General features: G+C 38.0%; 24 protein-coding genes. 17 read left to right on the forward strand and 7 right to left on the reverse strand.

Annotation, left to right across the window (positions count from 1 at the left end; all coding sequences use genetic code 11):
- Nucleotides 1-28: 28 nt before the first annotated feature.
- From MKZ18_RS10130 to MKZ18_RS10140, 3 genes are all read left to right on the forward strand, one after another.
- Entirely contained in the window at nt 29-1,660 is a 1,632-nt protein-coding gene (locus tag MKZ18_RS10130; RefSeq protein ID WP_061784649.1) for an McrB family protein, read from the forward strand.
- Nucleotides 1,623-3,338, forward strand: coding sequence for a DUF2357 domain-containing protein (locus MKZ18_RS10135; protein ID WP_340842536.1), 1,716 nt, complete (start codon nt 1,623-1,625; stop codon nt 3,336-3,338). The genes MKZ18_RS10130 and MKZ18_RS10135 overlap by 38 nt, the downstream gene beginning before the upstream one ends.
- Before the next feature lie 108 nt (nt 3,339-3,446).
- Nucleotides 3,447-3,845 carry a DUF2750 domain-containing protein gene (locus MKZ18_RS10140; protein ID WP_025911147.1) on the forward strand — a complete coding sequence of 133 codons (399 nt, stop codon included), beginning with the start codon at nt 3,447-3,449 and terminating at the stop codon, nt 3,843-3,845.
- A gap of 235 nt (nt 3,846-4,080) precedes the next feature.
- Here MKZ18_RS10140 and MKZ18_RS10145 read toward each other — a convergent pair whose 3' ends face one another.
- Nucleotides 4,081-4,533 carry a YndM family protein gene (locus MKZ18_RS10145; protein ID WP_076512982.1) on the reverse strand — a complete coding sequence of 151 codons (453 nt, stop codon included), beginning with the start codon at nt 4,531-4,533 and terminating at the stop codon, nt 4,081-4,083.
- Nucleotides 4,534-4,729: 196 nt separating this feature from the next.
- On the opposite strand from MKZ18_RS10145, the gene MKZ18_RS10150 reads away from it, so the two are divergent.
- Nucleotides 4,730-5,134 (forward strand): hypothetical protein, encoded by a 405-nt coding sequence (locus MKZ18_RS10150; protein ID WP_025911145.1) that lies wholly within the window; start codon nt 4,730-4,732, stop codon nt 5,132-5,134.
- 101 nt (nt 5,135-5,235) lie between these two features.
- On the forward strand, nt 5,236-6,594 hold the full coding sequence (locus MKZ18_RS10155) for an IS1182 family transposase (RefSeq protein WP_144594447.1): 1,359 nt from the start codon (nt 5,236-5,238) through the stop codon (nt 6,592-6,594).
- Nucleotides 6,595-6,732: 138 nt separating this feature from the next.
- Here the strand turns inward: MKZ18_RS10155 and ku are convergent, their stop codons facing one another.
- Together ku and MKZ18_RS10165 are read right to left on the reverse strand one after the other, a co-directional pair.
- Nucleotides 6,733-7,548 (reverse strand): non-homologous end joining protein Ku, encoded by an 816-nt coding sequence (gene ku, locus MKZ18_RS10160; protein WP_061784646.1) that lies wholly within the window; start codon nt 7,546-7,548, stop codon nt 6,733-6,735.
- A gap of 138 nt (nt 7,549-7,686) precedes the next feature.
- The gene (locus tag MKZ18_RS10165) at nt 7,687-8,130 is read right to left on the reverse strand and encodes an Hsp20/alpha crystallin family protein (protein WP_222482789.1); all 444 of its coding nucleotides are present in this window, start codon (nt 8,128-8,130) and stop codon (nt 7,687-7,689) included.
- A gap of 94 nt (nt 8,131-8,224) precedes the next feature.
- Between MKZ18_RS10165 and MKZ18_RS10170 the strand changes: the two genes are divergently transcribed.
- Nucleotides 8,225-8,371: a hypothetical protein gene (locus MKZ18_RS10170; RefSeq protein WP_156413425.1), complete on the forward strand. Its 147-nt coding sequence runs from the start codon at nt 8,225-8,227 to the stop codon at nt 8,369-8,371.
- An 11-nt stretch (nt 8,372-8,382) separates the two neighbouring features.
- On the opposite strand, the gene MKZ18_RS10175 is transcribed toward MKZ18_RS10170, so the two are convergent.
- Nucleotides 8,383-8,526 (reverse strand): small acid-soluble spore protein P, encoded by a 144-nt coding sequence (locus tag MKZ18_RS10175; protein ID WP_061784644.1) that lies wholly within the window; start codon nt 8,524-8,526, stop codon nt 8,383-8,385.
- A 150-nt stretch (nt 8,527-8,676) separates the two neighbouring features.
- Here MKZ18_RS10175 and MKZ18_RS10180 point away from each other — a divergent pair, with 150 nt between their 5' ends.
- A complete protein-coding gene (locus tag MKZ18_RS10180; protein WP_061784643.1) occupies nt 8,677-8,937 on the forward strand; it encodes a hypothetical protein in 261 nt (86 codons plus the stop codon).
- 118 nt (nt 8,938-9,055) lie between these two features.
- Here MKZ18_RS10180 and sspO read toward each other — a convergent pair whose 3' ends face one another.
- A complete protein-coding gene (sspO, locus tag MKZ18_RS10185) occupies nt 9,056-9,205 on the reverse strand; it encodes a small acid-soluble spore protein O (protein WP_025911139.1) in 150 nt (49 codons plus the stop codon).
- Between the two features lie 218 nt (nt 9,206-9,423).
- Here sspO and acnA point away from each other — a divergent pair, with 218 nt between their 5' ends.
- The 7 genes from acnA (at nt 9,424) to MKZ18_RS10220 (ending at nt 15,888) form a co-directional block, all read left to right on the forward strand.
- Entirely contained in the window at nt 9,424-12,144 is a 2,721-nt protein-coding gene (gene acnA, locus MKZ18_RS10190) for an aconitate hydratase AcnA (protein WP_341344538.1), read from the forward strand.
- Nucleotides 12,145-12,321: 177 nt separating this feature from the next.
- Nucleotides 12,322-12,915 carry a peroxiredoxin family protein gene (locus tag MKZ18_RS10195; RefSeq protein ID WP_025911136.1) on the forward strand — a complete coding sequence of 198 codons (594 nt, stop codon included), beginning with the start codon at nt 12,322-12,324 and terminating at the stop codon, nt 12,913-12,915.
- 240 nt (nt 12,916-13,155) lie between these two features.
- Complete coding sequence (locus MKZ18_RS10200) at nt 13,156-13,299, forward strand: FbpB family small basic protein (protein ID WP_076512981.1); 144 nt, start codon at nt 13,156-13,158, stop codon at nt 13,297-13,299.
- Between the two features lie 43 nt (nt 13,300-13,342).
- Nucleotides 13,343-13,486, forward strand: coding sequence for an acid-soluble spore protein N (locus tag MKZ18_RS10205; protein ID WP_025911133.1), 144 nt, complete (start codon nt 13,343-13,345; stop codon nt 13,484-13,486).
- Between the two features lie 121 nt (nt 13,487-13,607).
- On the forward strand, nt 13,608-13,853 hold the full coding sequence (tlp, locus tag MKZ18_RS10210) for a small acid-soluble spore protein Tlp (protein ID WP_340842535.1): 246 nt from the start codon (nt 13,608-13,610) through the stop codon (nt 13,851-13,853).
- 100 nt (nt 13,854-13,953) lie between these two features.
- Entirely contained in the window at nt 13,954-15,381 is a 1,428-nt protein-coding gene (locus MKZ18_RS10215) for a phospholipase D family protein (RefSeq protein ID WP_340842534.1), read from the forward strand.
- Between the two features lie 84 nt (nt 15,382-15,465).
- Entirely contained in the window at nt 15,466-15,888 is a 423-nt protein-coding gene (locus MKZ18_RS10220) for an acyl-CoA thioesterase (RefSeq protein ID WP_242529468.1), read from the forward strand.
- A gap of 34 nt (nt 15,889-15,922) precedes the next feature.
- Here the strand turns inward: MKZ18_RS10220 and MKZ18_RS10225 are convergent, their stop codons facing one another.
- Nucleotides 15,923-16,213 (reverse strand): HesB/YadR/YfhF family protein, encoded by a 291-nt coding sequence (locus MKZ18_RS10225; protein WP_025911127.1) that lies wholly within the window; start codon nt 16,211-16,213, stop codon nt 15,923-15,925.
- A gap of 369 nt (nt 16,214-16,582) precedes the next feature.
- A complete protein-coding gene (gene plsY, locus MKZ18_RS10230; protein WP_061784640.1) occupies nt 16,583-17,173 on the reverse strand; it encodes a glycerol-3-phosphate 1-O-acyltransferase PlsY in 591 nt (196 codons plus the stop codon).
- Nucleotides 17,174-17,360: 187 nt separating this feature from the next.
- Between plsY and MKZ18_RS10235 the strand changes: the two genes are divergently transcribed.
- The 3 genes from MKZ18_RS10235 to parC all read left to right on the forward strand — a co-directional run bounded on the left by MKZ18_RS10235 (nt 17,361) and on the right by parC (nt 22,486).
- The gene (locus MKZ18_RS10235; RefSeq protein WP_242531504.1) at nt 17,361-17,783 is read left to right on the forward strand and encodes a CoA-binding protein; all 423 of its coding nucleotides are present in this window, start codon (nt 17,361-17,363) and stop codon (nt 17,781-17,783) included.
- 297 nt (nt 17,784-18,080) lie between these two features.
- Nucleotides 18,081-20,057, forward strand: coding sequence for a DNA topoisomerase IV subunit B (gene parE / locus MKZ18_RS10240; RefSeq protein WP_025911122.1), 1,977 nt, complete (start codon nt 18,081-18,083; stop codon nt 20,055-20,057).
- Nucleotides 20,054-22,486 (forward strand): DNA topoisomerase IV subunit A, encoded by a 2,433-nt coding sequence (gene parC / locus MKZ18_RS10245; protein ID WP_025911120.1) that lies wholly within the window; start codon nt 20,054-20,056, stop codon nt 22,484-22,486. Before parE ends, parC begins: the two co-directional genes overlap by 4 nt.
- Nucleotides 22,487-22,575: the final 89 nt, after the last annotated feature.

Consider the following 22,575-nt stretch of genomic DNA (forward strand, 5'->3'; position numbering starts at 1 on the left):
TTACGTATAGAAAAGGAGGAATGAGTCGATGAGTTTACGAGAACGATTGCTATACGTTGCTGAAAATTTTTCTGCAAAAGAAAGCGATGCTTTGCTTTCTCACGAAGTCGACAATATGCTAACGAGACGAATTCCACTTTCACTTTATAAGCTTTCTGAAGTTAACCGCGAAGAATTCAAAATAACCGGAATGCAAACAGCGCTTTTCCCCTATATCAACATTGTGGACAAAAAGAGCGTAACGGGCCTTGCGATATCGTATGCGCTGAGTGAAGACGGACAGAGACTATACCTTGTGTTAAAAAGAGAAGAAGAAGATGCACCTACTATTGCTGACATTCGCTTTTTTACTCCCGAGCATGAGCGAATAAAAAAAGATCATTTATTAATGATTGGCACAAGTAGTGATGCAAAGAGTTTTGAAGATAACGTAGCGTTATACGTGCCTTATCACATTGAAGACTTTGCAAGTGATCGTCAGCTTTATGAAGATCTCACATTATTTATTGAAATCCATCGTCAGTTTTTAAAAGCGCATGGAATGAGTAAAGAGCTTTTATCGGACAAAGATGTAATAACTCATATGAAAGAATATATCAAATCACAAGGCTTTACGTATGAAGATGAAGACTTAACAAACATTTATTTGTCGTTAAAAACAAAGCCCTTTATCATTTTATCAGGCATGAGCGGAACTGGGAAAACGAAACTGGCACAGCTGTTAGCAGAAAGTCTAGGCGCAACGTTTGAAAATGGAAGGTTGGCCTTAATTCCCGTCAGACCAGACTGGCATGACGGATCGGATTTGCTTGGCTACATCGACCTCAGAGGCGATTTTCGAAAAGGAGCCTTCTTAGGAATTGTGCAACAAGCCATTCAACATCCCACTTATACATACGTGGCAATATTGGACGAGATGAACTTAGCCCGTGTTGAACATTATTTAAGCGACGTGTTAAGCGTAATAGAAAGCCGGAAGTGGCAAGAGCGTAAAATTAAAACCGCGCCTCTGTTGCCAGGTCACAGGATGTTTCGTGACGTGTACATCCCTCCTAACTTATTAATTGTAGGAACGGTTAATATGGACGAAACGACGCACTCATTCAGCCAAAAAGTGTTAGATCGGACGAATACCGTCGAGCTTAATACAATTCACCTCGATTCTTTTGAAAGTCTTACACAGGATTCTTTAGTTACAGCAGGAATCGAAACAACACAGATTCAAAGCTTGTATATTCATTTAAAAGATGCATACGTTGAGCATGGGGAGCTAATTAATGAGGTTACAAATGAGTTAATGTCTCTAAATGAATTATTAAGGCCTATCGATTGTCAAGTTGGTTATCGAATGAGAGACGAAATCTGTTTTTATATGATTTATGCTATTAAAAGCGGCGTGTTTACGTTTGATCAGGCATTTGACTTTCAGCTGTTGCAAAAAATAGCTCCACGCATTAGTGGAGGTGACGTATACACGTTTGACGTATTAAAGGAACTATACTATTACTGTACGAATACATTTGTTGATCAAAATATTGAAACAGCTGTTATTGAAGCGGAACGAATGCGTTTTCCTCGCAGTGCGAAAAAAGTAATGGAGATGATTAGAAGGTATGAGGCATTTGGATATACATCATTCTGGACAAATACCGTTCGTTAAAATTGCCATGAGAAACTGTACCGTCACCATTAGCGGAAAAGCTGAAACACTTAATGAGGAAGTAAGCGAGTCGATGTTTTTTTCTTGTACAGGGCAAGATATTGAAAAGGTCGAAGTGTATCATCCTAAGGAGAGAGAGCATGTACAAAATTCACCTCTCCAGCCCTTATTTTTTGAAAATGAACAGTATGAAGTAATGGTGGTGTCAAAGGGACAAAAAGAGCTGTTTTTAGTAAATGAAATGACAGGCATCAAGCAAAAAAGTCGGAGTGTGTATGGAGACGGACAGTCAATTTTGTTCAGTACAATTCTTCTACAAAATGAAATTGGCTATACAACTTTTCATGTTATGAGCGGAACAGATAAAATAATAGCTTTTACGCTTGAAATCTTTCCTACCAAAATGGACTATAAAAGCGATTACCTTTCCATAGTTGAATCCATTAATCAATCAACGTATGGGATGGCCTACAAACTGGTAGGTAATACGTATTTAAAAGGATCTTTGAATTTAACAGTAAAAGACGGGAATTGGCTCGAGTTTTACCACCTTATATCTCATCATTTTCAACCATTTATGAAATATATTAAGCAGATAGAAAAGCAGCCAACACGCACTGTTTTAAAAGAGAGAGATTTTATGAGAGGAGACCAGCTCAAAAAGTCAGATAGCTTATCAATAGGATACTTGCGTAAACACCCTAATTATTTCGTACCTGCTAAAAGGGGTGTTCGCTTAAAACGAAATAAGTATGTAATACCGAACAAAGTCATTGGCACAAGTAGAAGCGATACCGTAGATACGTTTGAAAATCAAACGGTAAAATGGATGTTAACGACTGTTGAGAATAAGCTAGAGCAGCTTTTTTTACACGTCATGAATCGAAAGGAAGAGTATCATCGTTCCATGGTGAAACGAAACATGATAGAAGAGATTAATCGCATGCAGCAGGCTGTAAAAACAGTTCGCTCCAACTTTTTTTGGAACCAGATAAGCACTAAATCAATCTATTCGATAGATCGTCGTATTCGCCAAGTTCCGTTATATAAAGAAGTGTGTAAGTACTATATGATGCTGATGCGAGGAATTACATTGAATGGAGAGTTTTATACGCTATCTCTGAAAAATACCGCTTGGTTATATGAGTATTGGGTTTATTTACGAATACGCGATCTACTTCAGGCGTATGCCACATTAAGAACACATAACAGCATAAAAATAACACAAAATGAGCTGTTCATGAATACAGGAGCATCACATCATGAATTCGTTTCAAAGAGCGGAAAACGTATCTATCTTTTTTATCAAAAGGAATTCAGATCAAAGCACACGACCACCCAAAGACCAGATTTAGTATTGACATTGGAAAAAAATAGTGGAGAATACGTGAACTATGTTTTTGATGCCAAATATCGGGTACACCGAAAAGGTCACGATCTTATTCCTAAAGAAGAAGACCTGAATACGATGCATCGATATCGTGATGCCATTTTAAATAGTAAAAATGAGCGCATCATTGAAAAGGCGATTGTATTGTTCCCAAGCAATGATAAAACATCTGTAGACTACTTTCTTAAAAGTATTGAAAAAATAGGAATTGGAGCTCTTCCTTTTTTACCAACCAATGAAAAAATAGTCCAAGACTTTATCTTAGGTCTTTTGACCAAATTTAACTAGTATATTCTTTAAAAGAAACGTAAGGTGGCACCGTTTTCTTAACGAATCTATATACTGAAAATAAGTTCAATTGAACTCCTTTAAAAAAATAGAAAATGGAGGGGAACAATGATGGTAGAACAATCAATATTTCAGCAATTAGTAAATGCTTCTGCTCATGATCGCTACACGTATTTTATCGAGCAAGTAATTAAATGCAAACGAGTTTGGATTGTTCTTGATGAACATAATCAGGTAAAGATGACCGGAAATGATGACAATAAGCGATTAGTACCCGTATGGCCTTGCAAAGAATATGCACAGTGTTGTTTACAGCATGCACCATCTGGCTGCAGAGTCATTGACATTTCTCTTGAGACATTTATGAATGAACTCTTGTTAGGCATGAAGAAAAAGGGCATGTTATCCTCTGTGTTTTGGAATGGATTAGATACTATTATTATCGGTGTTGATCAGCTATTATTCGACTTAGAGTGGGAAATTGGTAAGACAGAGATTATTCATTAACCCTTTTAGGTTTTAGCGGTTTTTATAATTAGATACAGGACCCTTAGACTGTTTTGGGTTTAAATTTTTAAGCTTGTTTTTGAGATAATCCTGTAGGATCTTGCGCTTTTTCTTTCGCTGTTTGTCGCGGTTTTTCATAGGTAATCACCACCTTTCTTTACTTTTATTATACGTAATAATCAGTATTGGTCACTAGTCAAAATAAAAAAATAACCGAAAAGCGCCCGCTTTCCGGTTATTTTTTTTGAGGATCATGAATATCTGAATCGTGCTCTTCCGCAAATTCAGTGCCATATGCAAAACCTTTTCGAAACTCTGTTCTTTTTACAGTACGCGTTCGATTTTGAAAGAAGTGCGCTAATGAGTAGCGATGTACAAGCACTTCAACACCGGTAATAATCGTTGCGGATAAAATGCTTCCCCATGCGATTTGCATATAGTTATTTAATAGAATTGTCCCGAATATCCATACGCTCATATAGGCCAAAATAAAATCAAAAGCAGTAGCTGCTTTATTACCTAAAGCGGGAAGAATAATGCGATCACCTAATATGTAAGATGCAGCGGTTACAAAAGCGCTAAACGATAAAATGTCAACAAACGTTGCATCGAAAAATAAATCCAGTCCAATAGCGAACGCAATCATACACGAAATGAATTTTACGATGATAATGGAAATGTGCTTCATGTGTTTTATAAACCTGCCTTTTCTTCTTAGTATGGACGAAGAATTACTTTTTATACAAAAGCAAACTTTATGTAATATTTCTGTGACAAATTTAGATATTAGTTGTAATTTCTTGTTGAATTTTCTAAAATGTAAAAAGATAGAGTCGCATCATATGTATATACGACAACGATGAATCTGACAGGAGGAGCAGGTTGTGAAGAAGATTTTATTATTCACAGTAGCTGCATTATTAGCTACATTTTTTATTGATCGTGCCTATAGTGAACGCAATCAGGCACAGCTAGAGTCTCAATTAGTAGATGAGATAAATAAAACAAAAGAAGAAACGAAAAGCGACTACGCAGTGATTGATTTTAATGAACTCTTTGATTTTAACTGGGATGAAGTATATGTCTTTGGCCCAGAAGCGTCAGTAAAGGATGTTAATAAAGAACTTGGATTTAAATGGTCGGATGCTACATTAAACAGCGTATTAAATAGTCAGGAAAATGTAGTTGTATTTGTAGAAAACAAACAAATTACTCAGTATATAAAAGTTCCCGTAGATTATGGAACCATTATTCCTAAAGAATCTGTAGTGAAAAAAGCGAACAATTAACATTGTTCGCTTCAGACTGTAGACAAACTGGAAGAAATCCAGTTTGCCTACAGTCTTTTTTATTTTACAATGGAAGTACTACATAACTTGAGGTGATTGACATGCTTTCGAAACATAATCCCATTCAACGAGATCAATTAGAAATGATTACGTTAAATCAATTGGTACCGGCCAGCCACTTGGTTCGTAAAATAGAGGCAGCACTTGATTTTTCGTTCATCTATGACTTGGTGAAGGACATGTATTCAGAAATCGGTCGTCCCAGTATTGATCCTGTCATCTTAATTAAATTGACCTTCCTTCAATACACGTTTGGAATCCGGTCCATGCGCCAAACGATTGAACAAGTGGAAACCAATATGGCCTATCGCTGGTTCCTTGGGTATGGTTTCCACGATAAAGTGCCTCATTTCTCTACGTTCGGAAAAAACTATGAACGCCGTTTTAAAGATACCGATCTGTTTGAACAGATTTTCTATCGCATCTTAAAGGAAGCTGCCGAGAAAAAGCTAATCAGTGCCGAGCACGTTTTCGTGGATTCGACCCATGTTAAAGCGAGTGCGAACAAACGCAAATTTGAAAAGAAAGTCGTTCGCAAAGAGACACGCGCGTATCAGGAACGCCTTCAAGAAGAGATTAACCAGGACCGGGAAGATCACGGAAAAAAACCATTTCCTCCGGACAAGTTTGAGAAGGAAGAGAAGAAAGAAATCAAAGAAAGCACCACCGATCCAGAGAGTGGTTACTATGTGAAGGATGAACGGACGAAGCAGTTCGCCTATTCTTTTCACGCAGCCGCGGATCGTAACGGTTTTGTGCTTGGCACCATGGTCACACCTGGCAACACACATGATAGTCAGATTTTAGAGCCATTGGTCGGAAAGGTCATCGAGAGAGTCGGAAAGCCTGAAGCGGTCGCCGCAGATGCCGCGTACAAAACTCCTGCGATTACCCGTTACTTATTGGAACAGGGGATGACCCCTGCCTTGCCATACACACGACCACGTACGAAAAAAGGTTTTTTCCGAAAACATGACTATGTGTATGACGAATACTTTGACTGTTATCTTTGCCCGGCAGGTGAGATCTTGGCCTACTCGACAACGAATAAAGAAGGATATCGGGAGTACAAATCGCCAAAACAGATTTGTGCGACATGCCCATTTTTAGCCAGATGTACGGAGAGTAAAGACCACCAGAAAGTGGTGACGCGTCATATTTGGCAGGAATACGTAGAAGAGGCAGACCATCTTCGCTATCACGCAGAGGTGAAAGAGATTTATGCCAAACGTAAAGAAACCATTGAGCGTGTATTCGCAGATGGAAAAGAAAAGCATGGCATGCGTTGGACAACGTTAAGGGGACTTAAAAAATTGTCGATGCAGGCGATGCTTACTTTCGCTGCCATGAACCTGAAGAAGATGGCCAACTGGACGTGGCAAGGTCCAAAAATGGCCTAAATGATGAACTCGAAGAGGTCTGTCTTTTTATTAAATAGCTTCAAATCCCATAAAAAGCTAAAAAGGGGTTCGGAATGAGACCATTCCGAATCCCTTTTGTCGACAAACTGAAGCGAACAATTAACATTGTTCGCTTTTTTATGCCTTTTTCTGAATCGCCTTTTTACGAGGCTTTCTCGGCTTTAAGTTGGATTGATCGATACTTAGTTTTAACATTTGCATAAGCTTTGTAACGTCTTGTTCAGACTGCTGTTGACTGAAAGAAGCCATAGCGTCTTTGCTTTGAATTAGTTCATGTAGCATATCACGATAGTCGTTATGATGCATTTTTGGTTCAAACGGAGCGGACAACTTATTAATGATTTCCACAGCTGCTTCACGATCTTTGGTTGATAGAGAAGGTAAGGCGTCGACATGAGGCACGTCTTGTACATGGCGAAGCTCTTCATGAAAGTGCAGCGTTTGTAATAAAAGGCAGTCTCCATAAGAACGAATGATTGCAAGCTGCTGCTTGGAATATAGAAAGACCTTTGCAATACCAACCTTTCCACTTAGTGCAAGCCCCTCCAATAAGACGCTATATTCGTACCCACCAAATTCATTGGCTGAAATATAATAACTTTTATCAAAGTAGATTGAATCAATTTCTTCTAGCTCGACAAAATGTAAAATGTCAATGGTCTTACTTTGAGAAAATCGCTTTTTTAGCTCATCTAGCTCATGTTCTGATAATGTCACAAAATGACCTTCACTTGTTTCATACCCCTTAATTAGTTCATCTGATGCAACATCACGTTCACAATGTTCACAGCGCTTTACATGATGGATGGGTTTATAACAAACCGAGTGCAGCGTTCGTAATTTAATGTCCTTGTCTTCAACTGCCCCGTGAAGCTTAATTGGAAATTCAATCAGTCCAAAAGACAGCTGGCCTTTCCATGCTGTATGAAGCAAAAGATCACCTCTTTTTTTCTATAGTGTGCAACGAGGAAGAGAAGATATGTACATCATTAATTAAGACTATTAAAACGTAAATAGCCTTAATTAATCTATGTTCTAAATAAACAATTTAAGAGAGCATTTGAATAGAGTTTATTCGCTGAAGAAGGGTTGGATAGGAACATAAGCAGTGGAAGAAGTCACGTTGGAGTTTTTGTAAATGGTAATTTCTAGTATGGAATTCTGAAGGGTTCCGACAATTTTTTTATTGGTTAACAAAAAAGGAAAATCAATTGTTTTTTCAATTTTTTCCTCACGTAAAGCTTTTTGAGACGTATGCCGTTTATCATCATATTGCTCATAGCTCACTTGCTTTGTTGCTACAAGAAGAAGAGTTTGTAATTCAACTGATACATGGATATGGTGAGGATGATAGCCAACAAGCTCTATTTCCACAATATAAGTATCTTCCGTTTCGAATAAATCTGCGCGAACAGAATCATAATCTAAATAGCTCATAAAAGGATTTTCCAAAATTAACTCTAGCAGTTCTTGAAAACTTTTTGAGCAATCGTTTTTAGAATGTTTGTTGTTCATACTTGTTTCCTCCGTTATGATACACGTTCTTCCATAACCATCATATGCAAGCTTTCAAAGATTGTGAAATGATGTATAGAAAGGAAATGATACTGTGACTCGAAATGAACGCAGAAATGATGAAGTTACAACAGAAATTTTATCAGGAGTTATGCCGTTATCTCTTTCAGAAGAAAGAGATAACGAGCTGCCAGAGGAAATTCAAGCGATGCAAGCTAATAAACAAAAAAAGAGCCGCTAAGGGCTCTTTTTTTACATATCGTGACCGCTATTATGCTTTTGACGAGTATGTTGACGATTCTTTACTTTATGAGATCCACTAAGCGGTTCAGGTTGCCCAGTTTGATGTCCTTTAGGTGCGTTTTTATGCATGTCTTTACTATCGTTTTTGTTCATATGAAAGCTCCTCCTTTTCGTTGCTTCTTTCTTAATGTCGCTCATTATAGAAGCATCTATGCTCGGCATTTTTAACCTGTAAAAGAGGGGTATGAATAGCAGAGGGATATGAAACAATACAACAGAACAATGTAAAAAAGGAGAGATATTATGCCATATCATAAAAATAGTCAGCAGGCTTTTCAAGCAGCTCAACAAGGCCATAAACAAACGCTAGATGCGTATGCACAATCAAATATTGTAAAACACGATGCGGCGTATGGGCATGAGCTAAAGCTTCTTAAAGAAGAAATTAATGAAACATATGAACAAATTAACAATGCGCTGGAAACAGCTACTGAAACGCAGCGTCAGCAGCTTACACAGTTTCAGCAGGACTTGCAGGGAATTATGAACGAAGTGAATGAATAAATAGCCAAAAAGCCATGTGAAAACATGGCTTTTTATGCTAGAAATCATGAGGTTTAAGGTATGTGCTTATCTAACACTGATAATCATTATGAACGATAAAGCACGATGTTAAACTAGCTCATTGATTTTTTTTGCGTTTTTTATTATTTTGCTTTTGTTGTTCAGTTAGCGGCTCATTTGAAAATTCTTCATTGTAACCTGCTCCTTTTCCCTGAGCGCTAGCAGCGTTAGCTCCAGGAATGACGTGCTTTGATTTATGATTAGCCATTTTATTCACCTCCATTTTTAATATGCACAAAAGTCGATGAAATATGAATTATTAGAAAATGTTTGTGATTAATGATTATGTTATAAGAAAAACTTATGTAAATTAATAACATTCTTTTTATTTACTTATGTATAACATTATATTAAGATAGATGGTGAAGGGAATAGAGGATGGGGTAAGTAAAATCCTTTATACATAGCATTTAAGGGGGTAATGAAATGACTAAAAAAGACGTTTTTAACGCTCGTTCGTCATTCACAGTTAACGGTAGCACATATAATTATTACCGCTTACAAGCATTAGAAGAAGCCAGTTTAGGAGCAGTTTCAAAACTACCGTATTCAATTAAAGTATTATTAGAATCCGTTCTTCGTCAAGTAGACGGACGTGTAATCACAAAAGAGCACGTAGAAAATTTAGCAAAATGGGGAACTGATGAAATTCAAGAAGTAGATGTGCCGTTTAAGCCATCACGAGTTATTCTTCAAGACTTCACAGGTGTACCAGCAGTTGTTGACTTAGCATCTTTACGTAAAGCAATGGCTGATTTAGGTGGAGACCCAGATAAAATTAATCCAGAAATTCCAGTAGATCTCGTAGTTGACCACTCGGTTCAAGTAGATAAAGCGGGAACATTAGATTCTTTACGAGTAAATATGGATCTTGAGTTTCAACGCAACACAGAGCGCTATAAGTTCTTAAACTGGGCTCAAAAATCATTTGATAACTATCGTGCTGTACCTCCTGCAACAGGAATCGTACACCAAGTAAATTTAGAATATTTAGCAAACGTAGTCCATGCAGTAGAAGAAAACGGAGAGTACTTAGCGTTTCCAGATACATTGGTCGGAACTGACTCTCATACAACAATGATTAACGGTATTGGCGTTCTAGGTTGGGGCGTTGGTGGTATTGAAGCAGAAGCAGGAATGCTTGGTCAACCTTCGTATTTCCCAGTACCAGAAGTTATTGGAGTGAAGCTAACTGGTGAATTACCAAATGGTACAACAGCAACAGACCTTGCTTTAAAAGTAACGCAAGTACTTCGTCAAAAAGGTGTTGTTGGAAAATTTGTTGAATTCTTCGGACCAGGTGTAGCTCAACTTCCATTAGCAGATCGCGCAACAATTGCTAACATGGCACCGGAATATGGAGCAACCTGTGGATTCTTCCCAGTTGATAGCGAAGCGTTAGACTATATGCGTCTTACGGGTCGTGATGAAGCTGATATTCAGGTTGTCGAACAATATACAAAAGAAAACGGCTTATTCTATACTCCAGATGCAGTAGAGCCAACGTTTACAGATGTAGTAGAAATTAACTTAGCCGAAATTGAATCAAACCTTTCAGGTCCAAAGCGTCCTCAAGATTTAATTCCACTTTCAGACATGCAAAGTGAATTTAAAAAAGCGCTAATAGCTCCTGTAAGTAATCAAAGCTTTGGCTTAAGTACTTCTGATGTAGAAAAAGAAGTAACATTTAAGCTTGCTGACGGTACAGAAACAACAATGAAAACAGGTGCAATTGCTATTGCTGCAATTACAAGCTGTACAAATACATCAAATCCATACGTATTAGTAGCGGCTGGTTTAGTAGCTAAAAAAGCAGTTGAAAAAGGATTAGATGTTCCAGCTTACGTAAAAACATCATTAGCACCAGGTTCAAAAGTTGTAACGGGCTATTTACAAAGCTCAGGCTTACTTCCTTACCTTGAAAAAATTGGTTACAACGTAGTTGGATACGGCTGTACAACATGTATCGGAAACTCTGGTCCATTAGAAGACGAAATCGAGCAAGCAATTGCAGATAACGATTTATTAGTTACGTCAGTGTTGTCAGGTAACCGTAACTTTGAAGGTCGTATTCACCAGCTTGTAAAAGGAAACTATTTAGCATCTCCACCGCTTGTTGTAGCGTATTCTCTTGCTGGTACAGTTGATATTGACCTGCAGAAAGATCCGATTGGTGTAGGAGCAGACGGTAAAGAAGTATTCTTTAGCGATATCTGGCCTTCTCAAGACGAGATTAAAGAAGTAGTAAAAGCAACTGTAACGCCAGAATTGTTCCGTAAAGAGTATGATCGCGTGTTTGATGATAATGAGCGTTGGAACGAAATTGAAACAAGTGAAGAAGCGCTTTACACGTGGGATAATGACTCAACATATATTCAAAACCCGCCGTTCTTTGAAGGGTTATCTGAAGAGCCAGGTGAGGTAGAAGCATTAAATGACCTGCGTGTTATAGCGAAGTTTGGAGATTCTGTAACGACAGACCATATTTCACCAGCAGGTTCAATTGCAAAATCATCACCAGCTGGCCTGTATCTACAAGATAAAGGCGTTGAGCCAAGAGACTTTAACTCATACGGATCTCGTCGTGGTAACCACGAGGTAATGATGCGCGGTACGTTCGCAAACATCCGTATTAAAAACCAAATTGCACCAGGTACTGAAGGTGGCTGGACAACGTACTGGCCTGAAAATAAAGTGATGAGCATTTACGATGCTTGTATGAAGTATAAAGAAGAAAACACAGGTCTTGTTGTATTAGCAGGTAAAGATTACGGAATGGGAAGCTCTCGTGACTGGGCTGCTAAAGGAACAAACTTACTTGGTATTAAAACGGTTATCGCTGAAAGCTTTGAGCGTATTCATCGTTCAAACCTTGTGTTAATGGGTGTTCTTCCACTTCAGTTTAAAGAAGGCGAAAGCGCTGAAACATTAGGCTTAACTGGAACTGAAACAATTAGTGTTCAAATTGATGAAACAGTAAAACCACGTGACTTTGTAAAAGTTACTGCAACGGATGAAGCTGGGAACAAAAAAGAGTTCGACGTATTAGTTCGTTTTGATAGCGAAGTTGAAATTGATTACTACCGTCATGGTGGTATCTTACAGATGGTACTACGCGATAAGCTTCAATCAAAAACGCACGCATAAGATAGCAGAAGCGCACCTTTTTAAGGTGCGTTTTTCTTTTCGTTTTTCATAAAACGCTTTCGGATATGGTATGATAATAAAAGATTCACATTTTAGGATGATTTTGCATGTTCTTGTACATATATAAAGAAAAAGGGTCTGTAATTTCATAGAAGCTGGCTGAAAGGAGTAAGCATAATGCTAAAAAAAGTTATAGCAACACTTTTACTGGTAGGCTTTGCAAGCTTTGCAGCGTGGCAAGCTTTAGCACCAAAAGATGATGAAGGAGAAAAGTTATCATCGTATGAAGACTTGAACATAAAAGAAGGACAAGCTGAAGTAGCAAATGGAGAGCCGTATGGTTTAGAACCTGGAGATCAAGCTCCTCCGTTTACGTTAAAGGATACACAAGGTAAATCAGTTCAGCTATCAGACTTTAAAGGAAAAAAGATTATCTTGAATTTTTGGGCTACGTGGTGCCCTCCTTGTAAAGAAGAAATGCCAGCTATGCAGCAGTTTCACGACACATCAGGAAAGGAAGTTCATATCCTAGCTGTAAATTTAACGTCGTCTGAAGGTAGTAAACAAAGTGTTTCAACCTTTTTAAAAGAAAACAAACTATCGTTTCAAGTGCTTCTAGATGAAAAAGATGAGGTAGCTACGAAAGCATATCGTGTGATGACAATCCCAACTTCATACTTTATTAATGAAAAAGGTAAAATTGTTAAGCGTATTAACGGACCAATGACGCTAGAACAAATGGAGACCTTTGCGTCTGAAAGCAGCTCATAATGGCTGCTTTTTTTTGTGAATAAAATGAAACCTTTTCATAGGCATGTTCGTATAGAAAGTATGCTCAAAAATCGATCTTTACTTTAGAAAAAGCTACGTGTTTTAACAAAAAAAATGATCAAATTTGGAGCATTTTGAATTTTTTAGGTTTAATGTGAAGGATTATGGCAAAAATAATAGTAATTTATTGTATAGTTATTTTTCAGACTTTTCAAAAATTAAAAAGGATAGGTGATAAAGATGAGAAGAGTAAATAAACGCACGTTTGAAGAGTTAGTAAGAGAGAATAAAAGCAAGTTGTTAGAAGACCAACAAGAGATCGAGCGAATTGAGCTTGCGATTGAAGAGCGTCTAGAAAAACGTATGCTTGAAAAGGCTGAATAGTTCCTTCTGAAACTGGTTACAGTAACAGCAAGGAGGGGTTAACATGGGAAATCCGAAGAAATTCGCCAAACGTTTTGTACCTGACCACATTGGCACTCAGCCGCGAGAAGCCGGTGGTAACAATGGCAAGAAAATGCAAGATAAATCAGGAAAACACCCTCAGGTTATTCAAACAAAGGGAGAATAGAAAGTCGCTGAACAGCGACTTTTTTTGTGTTTTAAAAGGGTGTTATTTTCCACTTATACAAAGAAAAAACCGCTGCATACTAGAGATGTACAAAAAAAGGATTTTAAAGGAGGATTTTACTATGACATGGAGTAAACCAAACCCAGATGATCGTAGCAACAATGTAGAACGCTTACAATCAATGGTTCAAAACACGATTGATAATATCGAAAAAGCTGAGGCTACAATGACGCGAGCGACTGGAGAAGAGCGTGCGAAAATTGAGCAAAAAAATCATAATCGAGAAGTAAGTATAGAGGCAATGCGCAATGAAATTCAAGACGAATCTAAAGTTCGTGAAGAAGGATATCCTAATTCGACTAACTAAGAAACATAAAGGCCAGAATTGGCCTTTATGTTTCTTTTATGTTTCTAATGAACAAGGAAAGGGAATAAACAGCTGATACTACTTATGAGGAGGAGAACTGGTGGGGCGCCTATTAACAAAAAAAGCAACATATCTCATGCTTGCACTTATATTATTACTGACAATTGTCGCATGCTATCATACATATAAGCCGCTACCTGAAGGCGTTTCATACGAAGGAAACGTACACTACGTAAAGGACGTATCGCTGTTATATGACTTAACTTATCAAAGCGGTGATGAAGTTAAAAGCGAGCAGCAAATTTTTCGGCGGATTTTTGAAGCGATTGACAATGCAGAAAACTTTATCGTTATGGATATGTTCTTATTTAACGGCTACTATGACCAAGGTGAAACCTATCCACCTATTAGCGATACGCTAGCGAGAAAGTTAATTGAAAAGAAAAAGGAGCAACCAAACGTAGACATCTATTTCATTACCGATGAGGTAAATACAACGTATGGTTCACATGAATCAGAGTGGCTAGAATCATTAAAACGAGCGGGGATTAAGGTTGTTGAGACAGATGTTACAAAGCTTAGAGACTCCAACCCTCTATACTCAAGCGTTTGGAGAAGTTTTTTACAGTGGTTTGGACAATCTGGAGAAGGATGGCTTGCCAACCCATTTGGTGAGAATGCACCGAAAATTACGGCGAGGTCCTATTTAAAGCTTTTTAATGTAAAAGCTAACCATCGGAAAGTTGTAGCTACTGATAAGACAGCCGTTATTTCATCAGCCAACCCTCACGATGCAAGTGGTCATCATTCCAATATGGCTTTTGAAGTGCAGGGAGATATCATTGGTGAGATTGTTAAAACAGAAAAAGCAGTTGTCGATTTTTCGAGCGATGTACAAATCCCGAAGCTGAGCTATGAAAAAGCTCCGAGCGGTGACATTGGTGTACAGCTATTAACGGAAGGAAAAGTGTATAAAGAAATCCTCAATACACTGGATCAAGTAGAATCAGGGGATGAAGTATGGCTAGGTATGTTTTATCTTGCTGATCGCAAAGTTGTAGAAAAGCTAGTACAATCGTCAAATAAAGGAGCTAAAGTCCGACTTGTTTTAGACCCGAACGTCAATGCTTTTGGACAAGAAAAAATTGGCCTTCCGAATCGCCCTGTAGCTGCTGAGCTATTAGATGATTCAAACAATAAAATACAAGTACGATGGTATAACACAGACAAAGAACAGTATCATCCAAAAACTCTATTTGTTCGCGGAAAGGACCAGAGTACGATCATTGGGGGATCAGCCAATTTTACAAAGCGTAATTTAGATGACTTGAATTTAGAAACCAATATTAAAATTACCGCAGGATCTGACGAAGATATCTCGGAAGAAATGAATAAATATTTTACACGCTTATGGGGAAACAAAGATGCAACCTATACTCTTCCGTATGAAAAATATGAAAATAAAATGACCATTTTTCAAACATTGCTGTATCGTATCCAGAAGATGCTTAGTTTCACAACGTATTAAAACGCGAGCCGATAAGTAGTGAAACTACACCAATTTGTGGTAATATAGTACCCGTATGATTGCGATGTAGGAGGAAATAAAATCATGATTTCAATAAAAGAAATTGATGTACGCTATAGTGAAACGGACCAAATGGGCGTAGTGTATCATGCAAACTACTTAGTGTGGATGGAATTAGGGCGTACGCAGTTTATTCGAGATTTGGGCTTTAATTATGCTGAAATGGAGAAAGATGGTATTTTATCACCAGTCATTGACATTAACGTTTCCTATAAAAAGCCACTTCATTACGGAGAAACAGCTAAAATTCAAACGTGGCTTGATTATTATGATGGCTTGCGCGTTGTGTATGGATATGAAATTATAACGCCAGATGGAAGTATTGCTCTAACTGGAACTTCTTCGCATGTTTGCGTGAAAAAAGAAAACTTCAAGCCGATTTCCATTCGAAAGCAGTTGCCGGAATGGCATGCAGCTTATGAAAACGCTAAAAAAGGCAAAGAGTAAAAAAAGCATCGATGTATAGTCGATGCTTTTTTTATTATGCTTCGTAAATAAATTCAGGTTCACTTGCCTCTTCATTAAAGACAACTTTTAAATCATGACCATCGAAATACCAAAGATCTTCTTCTTCTACAAAGAATGTTAAACCATTAACTTCAGCTTTGACACCGATATTGGACGGCTGGTCTTTATTAATACCAAGCGAGAATCCTTTTTGAACATTACTACAACCACCGTAGCGAACGAAAAAGCGCAAATGTTCATTGCCTTCTAACATCATTTCATCTTTGTACCATTGGGCAGCTTGTTCTGTTACGTTTAATTTCATTGTGTGTGCTCCTTCCATCACTAGGTTTCCTTTCTTATTATAGTAGAAAAAAGCTAAAATTACCATTAATACAATTGGATGAACGTGGAAGGGTAAAAAAGATAGTCAAAGGAGTTATAAAGTAAACAATGTTCTAAATAACCACTTTGACTACCTTCTTCATTTAAATTCATAGGGCTTCTCAATTGTTTCCCAGCAATGAATGCAATAACGACTGCTTTGCGTTTGTTTATGAATCTTTTTTTCACGCTTACACATTGGACAGCGGCTCGGCTTCATCTCAATCACCTCCTACTGTCAGTATAGCTAAAAAATATAAATGTATTCGCTTACAACGATGAAAATAAAAGAAATGAAGGGTTTTTACCTTCATTTCTTTTTTGAGAAAAACGTAACTTTTGGTTCCGTCCCTTGACGAATTCGACCAAGATTCGCGCGGTGGCGATAAATGACAAAAGAAGCCAAGAATCCAACAATGATGATTAAAATTAGTTCGCCTGTAAATAGTGTATAAATAAATGCAATGATACCTGCAATCATTGAGGATAGCGATACATACTTGGTGATGTATAAGCAAATGAAGAAGCAAGCAAGCAATGTTAAAAATAAAAGAGGCTCATAAAATAATAAAACACCTGCAGATGTGGCAACGGCTTTGCCACCTTTAAACTTCGCAAATAGCGGATATGTATGTCCAATAACGGCGAATAAACCGACGAAAAGAGGATGAAGTCCTGAATGAAACAAAACAGCTAATGAAGCAGCAAACGTTCCTTTTAAAATGTCTCCCAGCGTTACAAGGATACCTGCTTTTACTCCTAGCGTTCGAAAGCTGTTGGTCCCTCCTAGGTTTCCGCTCCCATGTTCACGTATATCGATGCCATATCCCCATTTTCCAACAACTAGTCCAAAGGGAATAGAGCCGATGATATAGGCCAGAATAGGTAATAGATAATCCATTTGACAAAAGCTCCTTTATCTATATATCGTATCTATTTTACCATGAGATAGCAAAAACACCATACATAGTTTTTCAGCAGAGTCTTTTTTTCTGTAAGTTTGAAGGAAATGTTTACAAAATACTAAAAAACGGGTAACATATGCAGGAAATTTATTTTATACATCGAACGTTTAAGCATAAAAGGAGATGAAAAGTGTGACAGTTCAAATTCCATCACGTGAAGAATTAGGAAAGATTCTAAAAGATAGTAAGCGAATTGCAGTAGTAGGGCTATCAGATAATCCAGAACGAACGTCGTATATGGTTTCAGAAGCTATGCAAAAAGCTGGTTATGAAATTATACCAGTTAACCCATTAGTCGATGAAGTATTAGGTGTAAAAGCCGTAAAATCATTAACAGATGTTGAGGGGCATGTTGATATTGTAAACGTGTTCAGAAGATCTGAGCATTTATTAGATGTTGCGAAAGAGTTCTTAGAAATTGATGCGGATATTTATTGGGCTCAGCTAGGACTAATAAATGAAGAGGCATATGAACTTTTAGCAAGTAAAGGCTATACGGTTGTTATGGATCGTTGTATTAAAGTGGAACATGCGTTAACGAAATAAATCTTTGATAGGATATGAAAAACCCATGCGTGAATGGAAGCATGGGTTTTTCATATCTTCGATCAAATGACTGTTAGACAACGCTTCAAAGGTCATCTATAATCAAGGGATAGAGCTATATAAGCTTTTATAATACGGAAATATGTGCTAAAATCGTTTAAGTGTGCTAAAATAGAAACGTATGTTCTTACTGAGCGGATGAAACACGAACAAGTAAAGATAAACATATAAAAGGCAGCGCACTGCTGTCTTCTACATAATGAGGAAAGTGTGTTTGTATGGAAGGGGTATGTATGAATGGCTCAAAAGCAAAAATTTAATTATAACGAAGATGCAATTCAAGTATTAGAAGGATTAGATGCTGTTCGTAAACGACCAGGAATGTATATAGGAAGCACAGATACAAGAGGGCTTCACCATTTAGTTTATGAAATTGTCGATAACTCGGTTGATGAGGCGCTAGCAGGATATGGTGAAGAAATCATTGTAACCATTCACCAAGATAATTCCATTTCAGTGCAGGATAAAGGGCGCGGAATGCCGACCGGTATGCATAAATTAGGAAAACCTACACCTGAAGTTATCTTAACAGTACTTCATGCTGGAGGTAAGTTTGGGCAAGGTGGCTATAAAACAAGCGGTGGTTTACATGGTGTAGGTGCATCGGTTGTAAATGCGTTATCTGAATGGTTAACGGTTACAATTTACCGCGATGGTACCATCTATGAACAACGCTTTGAAAACGGCGGGAAACCCGTTACAACGTTAGAGAAAAAGGGAACAACGAGAAAAACAGGAACGACCATTCATTTTAAGCCGGATCCATCCATTTTCTCAGCAACTGTTTATAACTTTGATACATTAAGCGAACGCTTACGTGAATCGGCGTTCTTGTTAAAAGGTTTTAAAATTGAACTAATTGATAAGAGACATAATCAGCACGAAGTGTTTCACTATGAAACGGGAATTGAAGCTTTTGTTACATATTTAAATGAAGAAAAAGATACGCTGCATCCAGTTGTTTCTTTTGAAGGTTTTCAGAATAATATTGAAGTAGAATTTGCGTTTCAATTTAACGATGGTTATTCAGAGACGATTTTATCCTTTGTTAATAACGTTCGTACAAAAGACGGTGGAACGCACGAATCCGGAGCAAAAACGGCGATGACACGTGCGTTTAACGAATATGCAAGAAAAGTAAATCTTCTAAAAGAAAAAGATAAAAACCTTGAAGGGACGGACATACGTGAAGGATTAGGTGCGATTGTTTCTGTTCGTATCCCAGAAGAACTTCTTCAATTTGAAGGTCAAACAAAAGGGAAGCTCGGGACAAGTGAGGCACGTTCATCTGTAGATGCTGTTGTTTCCGAAAAGTTAGCGTATTTTTTAGAGGAAAATCCAGACGTAAGCTCGCTGCTTGTAAAAAAAGCCATTAAAGCTGCTCAAGCAAGAGAAGCTGCGAGAAAAGCAAGAGAAGACGCACGTAACGGTAAAAAAAGAAAGCGTCAAGAAACGGTTCTAAGCGGTAAGTTAACACCTGCACAATCACGTAATCCACAAAAAAATGAGCTATATTTAGTTGAGGGAGACTCTGCTGGTGGTTCTGCTAAACAAGGTCGTGACCGTCGTTTTCAGGCTGTACTGCCTTTGAGAGGTAAAGTTATTAATACTGAAAAAGCGAAGCTTCAAGACATTTTTAAAAACGAAGAGATTAGTACGATTATTCACGCAATTGGCGGCGGTGTTGGAGCTGAATTTGAAGTGGATGATATTAACTATGACAAAATTGTCATTATGACCGATGCCGATACAGATGGAGCTCACATCCAAGTACTACTTTTAACATTCTTCTATCGCTATATGAAACCATTAGTTGAAGCAGGAAAAGTATTTATTGCCCTTCCGCCTCTGTATAAAGTAAGCAAAGGAACTGGAAAGAAAGAAGTTCTAGAATATGCTTGGAGTGATGAAGAATTAGAAGGGGCGATAAAAAAAGTTGGCAAAGGCTATATGATTCAGCGTTATAAAGGTTTAGGAGAAATGAATGCAGATCAGCTATGGGAAACCACTATGAATCCTGATACAAGAACGCTTATTCGTGTGCGCATTGATGACGCAGCCCGAGCAGATCGTCGTGTTACTACGCTAATGGGGGATAAGGTAGAACCAAGACGAAAATGGATTGAAAGTAACGTAGCGTTTGGACTAGAAGAAGATCCAAATATTTTAGATAACGAAAATGTAGTAACGGTCTCAGAGGAGGATGTACAATGACACAAACAGAACGATTTTTAGATTTACCTCTTGAGGATGTAATTGGCGACCGCTTTGGACGATATAGTAAATATATTATTCAAGAGCGCGCGCTACCCGATGCAAGAGACGGATTAAAGCCGGTACAGCGCCGCATCTTGTATGCAATGCATGTGGAAGGAAACACGGCTGAAAAAGGGTTTCGTAAATCAGCAAAGACAGTTGGTAACGTAATCGGTAACTATCACCCGCATGGAGATTCCTCGGTTTATGATGCGATGGTGCGTATGAGTCAAGATTGGAAAGTACGAAACGTACTTGTTGAAATGCACGGGAACAACGGTAGTATTGACGGTGATCCACCGGCAGCAATGCGTTATACGGAAGCACGTTTATCAGCAATAGCATCTGAGTTATTACGTGATATTGACAAACAAACGGTAGAGTTTGTTCCTAACTTTGACGACACTAGCGAAGAGCCGACGGTGCTCCCAGCCATGTTCCCGAGTCTACTTGTAAATGGCTCAACTGGAATTTCTGCCGGGTATGCTACTGAAATTCCACCTCACCATCTTGGAGAAGTCATTGACGCAACGATTATGCGAATTGATAACCCATCAAGCTCAGTGGAGGAGCTAATGACCGTCATTAATGGTCCAGATTTTCCAACTGGGGGTATTATACAAGGCATTGATGGAATCAAAAAAGCTTACGAAACAGGTAAAGGGAAAATAATCATTCGCGGAAAAGCAGAAATTGAAGATGTGCGCGGCGGAAAGCAACAAATTGTGATTACAGAAATTCCGTTTGAGGTGAATAAAGCAAACCTTGTTAAAAAAATGGATGAGCTTCGCATTGATCGCAAAGTAGAAGGCATTGCAGAAGTTCGTGATGAAACCGATCGCACAGGTCTGCGAATTGTCATTGAATTAAAGAAAGATGCTAATGCACAAGGTGTCTTACACTATTTATATAAAAATACTGATTTACAAGTGCCTTACAGCTTTAATATGGTAGCTATTTCAAAGAAACGACCGAAGTTAATGAATCTACCAAGCATTTTGGATGCTTATATTGAGCACCAGCGTGAAGTCGTAACCAATCGGTCGAAATATGAATTAACAAAAGCGAAGGAACGCGAACACATTGTTGCAGGTTTAATTAAAGCTTTATCCATCTTAGATGAAGTAATTGCCACCATTCGAGCGTCAAAAGACAAGCGAAATGCGAAGGATAACTTAATCACGCAATTTGACTTTACAGAAAAGCAGGCAGAAGCAATCGTTTCCTTACAGCTATATCGCTTAACAAATACTGATATTACAGCGTTAGAACAGGAGTCAAAAGAGCTTACAGAAAAGATTACAGAGCTAGAGGCCATTCTAGCAAGTGAAAAAAAGCTTTTTAACGTTATTAAAAAAGATCTTCGCCGCGTGAAAAAGCAGTATGGTGACGAGCGCCGCGCAAAGATTGAAGCGGAGATTGAAGAAATTAAAATTAACCTAGAAGTTATGGTTCCTTCTGAAGATGTCATTGTGACGGTCACAAAGGATGGCTATGTCAAACGCACAAGCTTACGCTCATATTCAGCTTCGAATGGGCAGGATTTTGGTATGAAGGACACGGATCGGATTCTTTCAAAGTTAGAAATTAATACAACAGAAACGCTCTTAATTTTCACAAGAAAAGGAAACTATTTATATCTCCCTGTACATGAACTTCCTGATATTAGATGGAAGGATATGGGGCAGCATATCATGAACATTGTTCCAATTGATAAAGACGACCATATTGTGAAAGCCATTCCAATTAAAGAGTTTAAAGAAGATTACTATTTATTATTCTTTACGAAAAACGGCATGATTAAAAAATCTGAGTTGCTACAGTATAAGGCGCAACGTTATTCTAAAGCTCTAGTCGCTGTGAATGTAAAAGGTAATGACGAAGTAGTTGATGTGTACGTAACAAATGGCAAGCAGCAGGTCTTTATTGCCACTCGCCAAGGATACGGTTTATGGTTTGCTGAAGAGGAAGTCAATGTTGTTGGAACGCGCGCTGCAGGTGTAAAAGGAATCAATTTGAAAGAAAATGATTATGTCGTTAGCGGAGCTGTTTTTAGTGAAGAAAAAGTGAAGGAAACAGATTTATTTATTACAACGCACCGAGGTGCTATTAAGAAAACAAAAATGACAGAATTTGAGCAGTCATCTCGAGCGAAACGTGGATTAGTAATGGTTCGTGAATTAAAAGCAAATCCTCATCAAATTACAAAAGTGAAGATTGTCACGAAGGAAGATGAGGTTGTGATACAGTCTGAGAAAAATCAAACAGAGCGCATTGATCCAGCGTCAATGCGACCAAGCGATCGCTATAGCAACGGTTCATTTGCAATCGATCAAGCGGAATCCGGGGACGTTATTGATATGTGGATTGAAAAAAAAACAAAATAATAAACTAAAAAGAGCGCTGTTTTGCAGCGTTCTTTTTAGTTTATATAAATTCTATATAAACTATGTTCTAAATAATCAATATAAATAAA

It is taken from the genome of Priestia sp. FSL W8-0001, assembly GCF_038050335.1.
Classification (GTDB): domain Bacteria; phylum Bacillota; class Bacilli; order Bacillales; family Bacillaceae_H; genus Priestia; species Priestia flexa.